Here is a 12531-nt window from a genome sequence, read left to right as displayed (position 1 = left end):
CACAAAACCTAATATAAAATCTGCTGCATAAATTACATTAAATGAAAATAAAATTAATAATAATATAAATAACCTTTTCATATTGTCTCCTAATAATAATTTTTATTAAAATTAAGATTAATATAATATCCAAATTGAATTCCTATATCTAAAGCACTTAAAGATGATTGATTAATTAAAACATCGCTCATATAATTATTATGCTGAAAATATATAGGAAAATCATAATTAGCATACACACCAATAAATAAATAGTTAAAAATACTGAAATCAATTGAAAATCTTACATAAGGTATCAATGCACTTTCAAATATATCGCTTAAATCCCCGAAAGTAAATCTATACCTTCCATATAAGCTATATGTATCTAATTTATATGTAGCTGATCCAGGGATTTTAATTCCGCCACCTGCCCCCAATGACAAAAAACCGAAATTAAATCTTCCATAACCTCCTATTAAAAAACTTTCAAATTGATAATTTTCAGTAGCTCTTTTGCCTTTTATACTATATTTTAAATCATAGGAATCATGATAGTATCCTAAATCCAATAATATAGAAAAAGACATAGAAGAAGTTATATTTTGATTAATACCTATTGAGAAACTAAATCCGCTGTCAAAATCTCTGAAACTAGATGGAAATATCTTTGATGAATTGGTATTAGCACCACTTATTCCAAACTGACTAACAAATCCTAATGATAAATTAATTGCATTTAAATTAAAAGAAATAATTAAAATAAAGAAACTTATTAAAAGTATTCTATTTCTCATTTTACCCCCATGTATTATCATACATATATATAGTATAGTAAAATATTATATAAAGTCAATAAATAATAATATTATAAACAATATTATATATATATAATTATATAAAAATATGAATTTTATATACTTTTTTAATATAGATATTAGTATATTATATATAAAATTTAGAATTACAACAATATAAAATATTATAATATAGTAATAAAAAAATTTATTAAAACATATATATAATAAAAATATTGAAAATACAGCTCCTGATATATTTGAAATTACATATATAATATATTCTATTCTTTTATATTCTCTATCTATTCTAAATAAAAATATATCGATCATAAAAAATATAATGAATGATAAATAAAATAAAAATATAAACTTTATATATTGACTATTTAATAAATTATATTTCAAACTAAAAATCATAATAGCAATAGAAAAAGCACTAATAATTAAAGAAATAGTTCTTGAAATACTGATAGATAATTTTGTATTAGACATCTTATTATACATCACATAAGAAAAATAAATTACAGAAATTTTTAATACTATAAAAATAGATAAAAATATTCTTAAATTTTTCATATCATTTCTTATTAGATATATTATAATTCTTCTATACTCTATTTTTTCATTTAAATACATTACTACAGCTATAGAAAAAACTATAATAAAAATTATAAAAAATATTAAAAGGCTCCATATTATAATTTCAGCAATCATAGTATAAAAATCATATAAATATCTGAATTTTTTAATATCATATTTAACATATGACATGCCAATGACAAAAAGCATAAGCAAATTTGCCAATATAATTTTCACTATAAGATTAAAAATAGAATGTAAATTTTCACCCACCTTAATAAGTAAATCATAAGGAAGAGTATATAAATAAAATGCTATAAGAGAAATTAATACAAATGATATTAATAAAGATTTAATATCAATTGGATTTAATACGAATAAAAATGAAAATATAAAAAATGATAAAGGTATTAGAAAAGAAAAAAATATTTTAATATAATAAATAAAGTTTGAAGCTATAATACTCCATAAATGTTCTAAATCAGAATTTAAAGGGAAAGCACTGATATTAAATACAAAAGTAATATATATAATAGAAATTAATAATATAAAACTAATTCCTATAGTAATATTAAAATTCTTATAAACGGAATTATTTATATTATCAGACATTAATTATTTATACCTAATATATTAAGCATTTCTTTTTCTATCTCTATTACATCTCCATGCTTATCCTGAATAGTTTTTATTTCAGCCCTTCTATTTTCCAAAAGTTTCTCTTTTTCTTCTTCATTAAGTTTCTCACGATTCTTATAATAAATATCGCTTATTAATTTATCAGCTACCCTCAAAGTTTTATCCGATACTATGGCTATATCCGAATCACTTTTTGCTTTATGCATATTGAAACTAGCATCTGTTTTTAAAACATCTGCTGGAACACCATTTACGATATTGCCTTTCCATAATAATTTAGGTTTGAAAGTATAATTTTTATATTTAAACTCATCTACATTAACAACATCATTCTCAGAAAATATATCCTTAGCAGTATTTACTATAGGATTTACAAGAAGTATTTTATTTTTACCATTTTCTGAATACACTCTTTGAAAATTATTCAATCCCTGTTTGCTACTTCCATTTATAGATTTACCAATAGTACTTTCTAAATTTAATTCTAAATTATCTTTCAAAAGTAAAGTATAAGATGCCTTGCCTCCCCTTCCTCCTAAATGTTCATAACTTCCTCTAAGCATTATTTCATCTTTACCGTCATTATTTATATCACACAAAAAGAATTCAGGGCTATATATAGGGAATGATAATATTTCATTTAAATATTTAGCATATTCTTCTGAATTAAATTGCCCATTCAAAATGAATTTAGAATCACTAGCAATATTCTTCAAGCTGGAAATTTTAATATTAGATACTTTAGCTTTCTCCAATTTAGAATCATCTCCAAGACGAAAATTATATATCTCTTCTACTTGATAAGAAGCATATTTAGTATTTCCTATAAATGAAGGATTGAAATAATATACCTCTTTAAGTTTGTTCTCATAAATAGAGTAAACAAATGTATTTTTATTAAACTCTAAAAAATATAAATCAGAAAACTCATCATATTTTTCACCAGGATATGTATTATCAATATAATAAAAATTTTCATAATATATAGGAAGTTTCATTTTATCTGTACTTAACTTAGCCTTTACATATGTTCTAATATAATTATTCATTATATTTATATTTACTACATCCTTTATAATTGCAAAATAAGATTGACGAGCAGCACCTTCATAAATTATAGAAGATAAATTATAATTGTTTTCATTATAAATATCTAAATATCCAGTGCTTTTTGATATATATTTTAAAAATCCATTTTGATAAGCATCTGCTATCAATTGTTCTACTCCCAAATCTGTAGGAGCTTCTATTATATAATTTATCAATTTCATATTATTAGAATATATTTCATTTATATTATTACCCTCATTGACAAGACCTATAATCATATTGATATTAGTAGAATTCAATTTCTTCCACTCTTTTAAATACTCCTGAATCTCATAAAAATTATATAGAGAATCTGAAGCCATATATGATAAATATAAAGCTAAATAAGTATCAGCATCTTTATTATTTATTTTTAGAAGAAGATCTCTAGCCTTTTTCAAAGCCAAATTCTGTTCAACATAATTATATTCAGAAGCATAGTAATGCGATAAATCTTCATTATATAAATCCCCTCCTGATACATCATCACTATATGGATTATGATATGTATTGGATATATAATCTATAGCATATTTTTTTATGTCATTATCTCCAACTATCTTCTTATTAAGAAATTCTTTATTTCTATTTATAATGTTGCTGTAATTGCCATCCTGATAATAACTAGTCAAAGCATTATTAAAATTAGTTTTATCAACTCTAAGAGCTTTATATACATATTTCATATCAAATGTAACATTATCTTGATTTTGAATATTATTTGAACTATTAGTATTCTTTATATCATTAATATTATTATTTGATGATTTGTTTTTACTGCAGCTTGAAAAAATTAATATAAGAAATAAAATAGAAATATTAAATAACTTTTTTGACATGATCTATCCCCTAATCCATGCTGACAAAATATGTTTACTTGTAATATATTATAAATAAAATAATTTTTTTTACAAGTATATAATTAATGCCACTTTTTATACAAATAAAATATAAAATTCTAATTGACATTTTATTTTATATTTATACAATTTATAGGTTAAAAAATTAATACAGTAAAATATAAATATTATAACGATGGAGAAGAATCAATGATTAATATAATTTCAGATATGGACGGAGTAATATACAGAGGTAATAATTTAATAGATGGAGCAAAAGATTTTATCAGAATGCTTTTGTATAAGAATGTACCATTTTTATTTTTAACTAATAATGCAGAACAAACTCCAAGAGATTTAAAGAGAAAATTAGAATCATTAGGTGTTAATGGTTTGGAAGAGAAACATTTCTTTACTGCAGCACAGGCAACAGCTATATTTTTACAAAGACAGCTTGCAAACGGCACTGCTTATGTTATTGGTACTGGAGGACTTGTAAGCGAATTATACAATGTAGGATATAGTATAAATGATGTTAATCCTGATTATGTAGTAGTTGGAAAAACAAATGCATTTAATTTTGATATGCTTCAAAAGGCAGTTCATCTCATAAATAAAGGTGCTAAATTTATAGGCTGCAATCCAGATATAGTAGACCCTGCTCCAAATGGAGAATTAATACCTGCAGTAGGTCCTATACTTGCTGCTATAGAATCAGCAACAGGAAAGAAACCTTATATAGTAGGAAAACCTAATCCTATTATGATGTCAATAGCAAAGAATCAAATTAATGCTCATAGTGAAAATACATTAATGGTAGGCGATAGAATGGATACTGATATATTAGGAGGACTTGGAGCTGGTATGAAAACCTGTCTTGTACTTTCTGGAGTTACAACTAGAGAAATGATAAAAGAATTCCCATATAGACCTAATTATATACTTAATTCAGTTAAAGAAATAAATGTTGATGAACTATAAAAAATATTGATTTTTATCATACAAATTATAAAGTTACTTGAGGTTTATATATGTCTAATTTATTATTTTTTATAATGATATTTTTATGGCTTGCCTTATATACATATATACCATTTCAAGTAACATATTTATCATCAATCAATGTAGATTCATCTATGATAGGTTTAATACTTGGTCTTTCAGGTGCTTCACAAATGATTTTGAGATTTCCATTTGGAATAATTACAGATTATATAGGAAAATGCAAAATTTTTGTTGTACTTGGATGTGCTTTTATAACTTTAGGTTCTGCAATAAGATTAATATATCCAAATGCTAATGGTTTTTTAGTGGGAGGAATATTAGCTGGAATTAGTGCATCTACTTGGATGATGTATATAATTTTATATGTTTCATTTTTTGATAAATCTCAAGAGCATAGTGCATATAGTAAATCATTAACTGCAAGTGTATCTGGAATGCTTATAGCATTTATAATAGCTACTATATCCTATGAAAAATTAGGTATGAAATTTCTTCTTCTTATAAGTATTATATCTGGATCAATAGGATTAGTATTATCCTTATTTTTGAAAGATAATATTATAAGGAAAAAAACAAATTTAAAAGATTTAATACTAGTAGTAAAAAATAAAAGACTTTTATTCTTTTCTGCTTTGACAATAGTACAGCAAGGAATACAAATGGCAGCTGCAGTAGCATTTACTTTAAATAGAATAAGAGAGTTAGGAGGAGAATCATATATAATAGGTATAGCTTCTATATTAAATATGGTTTCAGCAATAGTTAGTGCATATTTATCAAGTAAAAAATGTATTAACAGATTAGGTGCTAAATTCTATATACCAATTATATTTTTAGTATTGGCTTTATACTGCATAATAGTAATTACAACCAATAATATTATGATAATAGTTCTATCCCAAATTCTATCAGGATTTTCTGCTGGAATGCTTGCTGCATATTTAACAAGCGAATCTATAAAAGAAATACCAATAGAAAAAAAATCTTCTGCTATGGGATTTTTTCAAGCCTCTTATGCTATTGGTATTTTTGTATATCCTATAATTACTGGCAAATTAGTTGATTTATACTCAATTAATATCGCTTACATACTTTTAGCTGCCAGTGCTGTATTATGTACTATATTATCAAGTATATATTATAAATTAGAAAAAAATAATTGAAAAAAATTAAATTTATAATACTATAATATATTTATTAATCTCTTAATTTACGGACTTTTTATGTCGGCTAATAATGAACAAAGTAATAATTCAGGCTATATATTTGCAATATTGGCAGTTATAATATGGAGTACTAACTTTGTAGCTGCTAGATATCTAGTAAATTTAAAACCTATAGAAATTTCATTTTATAGATGGTTAATTACTCTTTTAGTATTAACTCCATTTTGTATAAAAAAATTAATAAAAGATATCAAATATGTAAAAGGAATGTGGATAAAAATTATAATGCTATCCATATTAAGCGTAACTTTATTTAATACATTTGTATATATGGCAGCACATACTAGTAATACTACAAATATGTCATTACTTGCTACATTATCCCCTATTGTGATAGCATTAATAAGCATGATTGTATGGAAAACTAAATTAACTATATATCAAAAAATAGGTTTATTATTAGTTATAATTGGAGTTGTTATTTTAATTACTAAAGGAAGTATAAAAGTTCTTATGAAATTGCAATTTGCAATTGGTGATCTTTATATGATTTTAGCGGTTATAATGTTTTCTGTATACACATTAATTTTAAGAATAAAACCTAAAGAAATGGCTCATCATATTTTCTTTTATCTTATGGTTATAATAGGATTTATACCATTAATGATAGCTATGATAATTATGTATATATCTAATAATGTAACTGCTTTAGATATTACATCTGCTTTGATACTTATATATATAGGAGCATTCCCTTCTGCATTGGGATTTATATTATGGAATATGGCTGTTTCTAAAATAGGAGCTATAAAAGGTGCTATAATATATGATTCTGTACCATTTTTCTCATCTCTACAGGCGGTTATACTATTAGATGAAAAATTATTGATCTCACAAATATTGGGTGGTATATTAATACTTATAGGAATAATATACAGCAGTATAGGTGATAGAATATTTGAAAGAATAAAGAGTAAAAAATTTGGAAAACTTTAATAAGCTTTCCAAATTTATGAAATATTAATTAAGTTTTCTTAATTCATATCTTTTAAGAGGTTTGAACCTAGACTTTTCAGAATCAGGAACCCTAGTCCATTTCATAGATTTACCAAGAAGTCCAGCCTTATCTATTGAGCCTCTTAATAAAAGTTTACCTTCTTTATCTATGGACATCTTACTATTATAAGTTTTACCGTCATATGGATTATATATTTTTCCTCCATTCCATTCATCTTTATCAAAAACTAAGCCCATAATAAAAATTAATCCTTTCAATGGAAGTTTTCTTAATTTATGATTTGGATTTTTTTCGTCTAAACTTTCAGGTCCACTATATGGCTCTTTATAATCGAAAGAATATCCATAATATCTTCCGCCCTCTTCATAAATCTCTACAACAGGAACTCTTCCTGAAGAATCTCTTTCAGCATACCATAAACCAAGTACATCATTAGCCCTCACTTGAGCATTTAATGATAGTACTGAGAATATCAGTAGCATTGAAATAAATAAAAATTTTTTCTTCATAATTTATCTTAATTATCCTTTATATTTATAGTAATTCTATCAAATTTACAACTTTTACTACATACTAAAAATTGTAAAAAATGCAGTATTTTTGTAATAAATATATAATATATCAATTTTTATTAAACATATCATACATTTTAATAATTTTTTTTCTTAAATATTGGCTTTTTTGATTATAAATAAAAATCATATAAAGCTATCTATATATAACCATATTTTATATAATTTGATAAAAAATATAAATCTAAATTAAGTTATATTCTAATAATTATTTAAACTTTTATTTATATACTTCATTCTTGAAAGTCCAGCGAAATATTTTTTATTTTGCCTTTATATTCTAAGTTTTTATAAAAAACGCGTATATAAAATTATTTTAATGAAATTTACATTATTTTTAATTATTTGTTAATATATAAAATATAATTAACTTTTATGATAGAATGTAAAAGATATATATAATAATAAATTTAAAATAGTTTTTATTCTTTAGTTTTATTTTTTATATCAACTACTATTTCATCTACAGAACTTTTATTGAGAAAATCTATTTTTTTACCATAATTTTCCAACAATAATTTTTCATCTTCTGTTTTTACAGTTTTATTTGATATTATTCTTTTTAGCATATACATCATCAAAGCATGATGAAGTTTCAATTTATCAAAATCTATACTTCCTCTTAAAAAATAAAATTTCATGTTTTCTTTTTCATCTGATTTGAAATTTTGATTAACAGCATTATCATAAAATTCTTTGTCATTAGGATTTGTAAGCCCAACTATCACACAGTATAAATTTTTTCTTCCTTTCAATTTATTATAAAACTTTTTTATCCCTTTAATAGATGAGAGTTTTCCAGCATATAAAGCACCAGCAAAAACTATAAAATCATAAGTATCCAAATTTTGAAAAGAAACATTATCTATACCATAAAGATCCCCATGAAGTTTATCAGCTATCCATTTGGCATAAGTTCTAGTAATTCCGTATTTACTTTTATAAAGCACAGCAATTTTTTTTGACATAATTTTTTATCCCATTATTAAAAAATAAATTATTAATAAAACTAAAAAATATTTAATATTTTCATATTTTAATTATACTAAAAACATTTAAATTTGTCAAAATAAGATTTTTATAATTAAATATTAATAGCATAAGATAATACTCCATTAACTATTTCCTCTTTAACCTTTCCGTTTTCGACTAGAGTTTTTAATAATTCAGTAACCTTTCTTTCATCTTCATTAAAACTCATAGCTATCATATGAACAGTATCAGGCTGTCTTATCAAAAAATTTATTATATCTTCTTCAGTTATATCTTTTGTATTTCCTTTAGAATTTTCAGATACACTAGGAACATCTATTTTTATACTGCATTTAGACTCAAAATATTTTTTAGCTCTTTGCATTTCTTCATTACTCAATGCCTTAGCTTTATCACTAGAAGTTCTTCTAGTGGCAGTTACAAGCTGAACTATATCAGGCTTTATCTGATTAACTATTTTTATAATATCATCAAGTTCTTCATCACTATCATTTATATCTTTAAGTAAAAATACTTCAAGCCAATACTCACCTTTAAAAACCCTCCTAAACTCTATAAGCCCATTAACCATTTTATCAAAATCTATTTCATTATCTGGCTGATCTATAATCTTAAATGTATCAATATTTCCAGCATCAAGAGAAGGTATAACTAAATCTGCCATAAGCAAATCAGAACGCATTTCCTGTTTATATAGTAAAGAACCATTCGTTATTATACATACAGGTATATCTGTTATCTGCTTTATTTCATAAATAAGTTTTTTTAAATCTTTATATAAAGTAGGCTCTCCAGAACCAGCAAATGTTATATAATCAATATTTTTATTATTAAGCAAAGCCTCTTTCAATTCATATATAATTTCATCAACAGAATAATAATTAGCAAGATTAGTTTTTGTATTTTCTTCGGATCCTAATTGACAGTATATGCAATTATAAGAGCAAGTTTTATGAGGTATTACATCTATACCCAAAGAATTTCCGAGTCTTTTGGAAACAACAGGACCAAATACTCTTTTAGTTTTTAACTTATTTTTATTTTGATTTAGAAGTAAAGGTTCTTTTGTCTGCTTTACAGTATTATCATATCTCTCTTCATTTGCCTTATAAAAGGAATTTGTAACTTTTTCAAGTAATTCCCCGTCTAAACTAAATACTGATAATGCAAATATTTCAGGCTCTTCATAATGAGTTTCTTTATTATTTTTATATTCTTTTTTTACTTCTTTTTTTATACTTTTTATTTTTTCTTTTATTTCATCATCTTCAAGCATGTCAGTTTTATTTAGTACTATAATAGACTTTTTCTTTATTAATTCTTTACTGTACTGATTCAATTCATTTCTAAGTTTTTTATAAGTATCAGCAACATCTTCATCTGTTAAATCTATAACAAAACATAAAGCTCCAGTTCTTTCAATATGCCTTAAAAAAGTAAGTCCAAGTCCAGCCCCTTCACTAGCCCCTTCAATAATACCAGGAATATCAGCAATAACAAAACTTCTTTCATAGTCTAAATAGCAAACACCCAAATTTGGAGTAAGTGTAGTAAATGGATACGATGCGATTTTAGGATTAGCTCTTGTAAGTCTTGCAAGTAAACTTGACTTTCCAGCATTAGGCATACCTACAAGTCCAATATCTGCTATAAGTTTAACTTCAAGTCTTATATTTAATCTCTCGCCTTCTAAACCATGTTGAGCATAATCTGGTGCTTGATTTGTAGCAGTGGCATAGAATTTATTACCTTTTCCACCTTTTCCACCTCTTGCTACAGTATAACTTTGTCCGTCCTCAAGCAAATCAGCCAATATATTTTCAGTATCTTCATCATAAATGACTGTCCCTATTGGTACTCTTATAACAACATCATCTCCTCTCTTTCCATCACTTAATCTTGCTCTGCCCTGCTCTCCATCTCTTGCTCTGAATCTTTTTCTGCTCTTTATTTTTCCAAAACTATTTATCCTAGCATCAACTCTGACAATTACATCTCCTCCATCTCCGCCGTTTCCTCCGTCAGGTCCTCCCATAGGTACATGAGCTTCTCTTCTGAAACTTACGCTTCCAGCTCCGCCATGTCCTGCTTCTATCTCAAAACTTACTACATCTATAAATTGATCCATTTTATTATTACCTTATATTTATTTTATTGATTATATTATTTTTGTTAGAATTATTTATTATATTATAAAAATATATTTTATCAATGGTATATAATTGGTTTATAATTATAAGTAAATATTATTAGATTTAATATATAAAAATTTATCTTAATTTGATTATAATATCGACTCTTCTATTTTTTCTTCTTCCGTCAGGAGTATCATTAGAAGCTATAGGCTCATCATCAGCAACTCCCTTATATGATAATTTATCATGATCAAGGTTAGGAAGTATATAATCAGCAACAGTCTTAGCTCTCTTTTCAGATAATTCTTGATTATACTCTTTTCTTCCTGTATTATCAGTATGTCCTTCTACTATGATTTCTCTATCAGGATAAGTTTCTTTTATAGCTTTGATTACATTATCTATAGTATTTTTAGCATCAGGTTTTAAAGTATAAGAATCAATATCAAAAAGAATTTCTCCAAGTCTTAATACCAAACCTTCAGGTACCGTATCTATAGTAACATTATCATCATTATAAAGATTATCTTCTAGTATTTTTCTATTATAATCTTCTTCCTCTTTTGTAATGGCATCATAAATTTTATATGTGCTTATAATATTCATTTTATACTGCAAACTAGCATATGATAATTCTCTACCGTATCCAAATAATATTTGATATCTTTCCTGCTGTGATACTGGAATATTTTTTTCCATATCCCAAAGAAAAGTACCATAATTAAAACCGTATATTCTCTCGGGATATCCTTTTCTTGAAAGCCCAGCCTGAAGCAAATCTTTATCTGTCATAATATGATATTGTATAACAGCATTTCTACTTCCGTCATTATTAGTTTCAATATTGGCAAATAAATAATCTGAAGAAAGTGCCATAGTAAGATTAGGGGCATTATTTACCTTTACAATTTCTATGGATTCTCTATTCCATGATTCAGTAAGTTTTACTTCATTATCAGGAAAAGTTGGTACATGTCTTACATTAGGCATAAAATAATTATAAGGTACTTCAAATTTTCCATTGGTATGAATTATAAAATCGCTTGTATATTCTTCATTAAGATGAAAAACTTTATCACCTTTAAGCATCCTGAAAATTTTGAATACTCCACTTACTCTATATCCGCCTTTAGGAGCAATAGCAATTACTGTCAAATCAACTATATTTCTTTCTTTATAAGTAGTTTTGAGTATTCCATTTTCATAATACTCAACATCTGCAGTTTTTACAGATTCTATTCTTTTTCCCTTCTCTAAATTCCAATAGAATGTATGACTTATTTCAGAATGTACTATATTAAAGAGTAATAACTGAAATATAAATACAAAAATACTAACTTTTTTCATCATATCATTTCTTTTTATTGATTTCTTTCTTTAACTCTTTTACTCTTTTCTTCTCTTCTCTTAATCTCTCTTTCTCTGCCCTACGTTCTAATCTTAATCTTCTTCTATCAACTGAAGAGTTTGATTTTAAATTTTCTTTAGCAATATCATCATCAGTTTTTTCTGTCTTAAAGGAAATAACCAATTTATATAACTGTAAGAATATATATTGAAGTTCCTTAATACGCTTATCCATAGTTTCCATATTGCTACTACTAGTATTAGAAAGATTAGAAACATTCTCTATAGAATTTACTAACTCTTTCATCTCAGTTTCTGTAGCATTAACTACATTAACTACATCTTCTGCCAACTTATCTACACTTGATAT

Annotated in this window: 9 protein-coding genes and 1 pseudogene; 3 read left to right on the top strand and 7 right to left on the bottom strand. The window is 24.9% G+C overall.

Annotated elements, in window-relative coordinates:
- Positions 1–89: 89 nt before the first annotated feature.
- On the bottom strand, positions 90–776 hold the full coding sequence (locus tag Q1J76_RS08695; RefSeq protein WP_300369691.1) for a hypothetical protein: 687 nt from the start codon (positions 774–776) through the stop codon (positions 90–92).
- Positions 777–1969: 1193 nt separating this feature from the next.
- Positions 1970–3925, bottom strand: a complete 1956-nt coding sequence (locus Q1J76_RS08690; protein ID WP_300369690.1) for a hypothetical protein — start codon at positions 3923–3925, stop codon at positions 1970–1972.
- Positions 3926–4135: 210 nt separating this feature from the next.
- Here Q1J76_RS08690 and Q1J76_RS08685 point away from each other — a divergent pair, with 210 nt between their 5' ends.
- The 3 genes from Q1J76_RS08685 to Q1J76_RS08675 are packed head-to-tail and all read left to right on the top strand — an operon-like array spanning position 4136 to position 7092.
- Positions 4136–4906, top strand: coding sequence for an HAD-IIA family hydrolase (locus Q1J76_RS08685; RefSeq protein ID WP_300369689.1), 771 nt, complete (start codon positions 4136–4138; stop codon positions 4904–4906).
- 50 nt (positions 4907–4956) lie between these two features.
- Positions 4957–6093 (top strand): MFS transporter, encoded by a 1137-nt coding sequence (locus tag Q1J76_RS08680; RefSeq protein ID WP_300369688.1) that lies wholly within the window; start codon positions 4957–4959, stop codon positions 6091–6093.
- A gap of 60 nt (positions 6094–6153) precedes the next feature.
- Positions 6154–7092 carry a DMT family transporter gene (locus Q1J76_RS08675; protein ID WP_300369687.1) on the top strand — a complete coding sequence of 313 codons (939 nt, stop codon included), beginning with the start codon at positions 6154–6156 and terminating at the stop codon, positions 7090–7092.
- A 24-nt stretch (positions 7093–7116) separates the two neighbouring features.
- Here the strand turns inward: Q1J76_RS08675 and Q1J76_RS08670 are convergent, their stop codons facing one another.
- The 5 genes and pseudogenes from Q1J76_RS08670 to Q1J76_RS08650 all read right to left on the bottom strand — a co-directional run.
- On the bottom strand, positions 7117–7623 hold the full coding sequence (locus Q1J76_RS08670; protein WP_300369686.1) for a DUF2147 domain-containing protein: 507 nt from the start codon (positions 7621–7623) through the stop codon (positions 7117–7119).
- A gap of 485 nt (positions 7624–8108) precedes the next feature.
- A complete protein-coding gene (locus Q1J76_RS08665; RefSeq protein WP_300369685.1) occupies positions 8109–8654 on the bottom strand; it encodes a flavodoxin domain-containing protein in 546 nt (181 codons plus the stop codon).
- Between the two features lie 116 nt (positions 8655–8770).
- Positions 8771–10807 (bottom strand): GTPase ObgE, encoded by a 2037-nt coding sequence (gene obgE / locus Q1J76_RS08660; RefSeq protein ID WP_300369684.1) that lies wholly within the window; start codon positions 10805–10807, stop codon positions 8771–8773.
- 142 nt (positions 10808–10949) lie between these two features.
- Positions 10950–12161 carry an OmpA family protein gene (locus Q1J76_RS08655; protein WP_367182113.1) on the bottom strand — a complete coding sequence of 404 codons (1212 nt, stop codon included), beginning with the start codon at positions 12159–12161 and terminating at the stop codon, positions 10950–10952.
- A gap of 4 nt (positions 12162–12165) precedes the next feature.
- Positions 12166–12531: pseudogene (locus Q1J76_RS08650) on the bottom strand (methyl-accepting chemotaxis protein); the annotation flags it as partial.

This window comes from Brachyspira sp. (assembly GCF_029258575.1).
GTDB lineage: Bacteria > Spirochaetota > Brachyspiria > Brachyspirales > Brachyspiraceae > Brachyspira.
The sequence above is the reverse complement of the archived record's forward strand: the minus strand, read 5'-3'. Positions and strand labels throughout refer to the sequence as shown.

Excerpts from the sequence above, each read along its gene's own strand:
- Q1J76_RS08685 (WP_300369689.1), top strand. The coding sequence starts at position 4,136 with ATGATTAATATAATTTCAGATATGGACGGAGTAATATACAGAGGTAAT.
- Q1J76_RS08690 (WP_300369690.1), bottom strand. The coding sequence starts at position 3,925 with ATGTCAAAAAAGTTATTTAATATTTCTATTTTATTTCTTATATTAATT.
- Q1J76_RS08675 (WP_300369687.1), top strand. The coding sequence starts at position 6,154 with ATGTCGGCTAATAATGAACAAAGTAATAATTCAGGCTATATATTTGCA.
- Q1J76_RS08670 (WP_300369686.1), bottom strand. The coding sequence starts at position 7,623 with ATGAAGAAAAAATTTTTATTTATTTCAATGCTACTGATATTCTCAGTA.
- obgE (WP_300369684.1), bottom strand. The coding sequence starts at position 10,807 with ATGGATCAATTTATAGATGTAGTAAGTTTTGAGATAGAAGCAGGACAT.
- Q1J76_RS08680 (WP_300369688.1), top strand. The coding sequence starts at position 4,957 with ATGTCTAATTTATTATTTTTTATAATGATATTTTTATGGCTTGCCTTA.
- Q1J76_RS08695 (WP_300369691.1), bottom strand. The coding sequence starts at position 776 with ATGAGAAATAGAATACTTTTAATAAGTTTCTTTATTTTAATTATTTCT.
- Q1J76_RS08655 (WP_367182113.1), bottom strand. The coding sequence starts at position 12,161 with ATGAAAAAAGTTAGTATTTTTGTATTTATATTTCAGTTATTACTCTTT.
- Q1J76_RS08665 (WP_300369685.1), bottom strand. The coding sequence starts at position 8,654 with ATGTCAAAAAAAATTGCTGTGCTTTATAAAAGTAAATACGGAATTACT.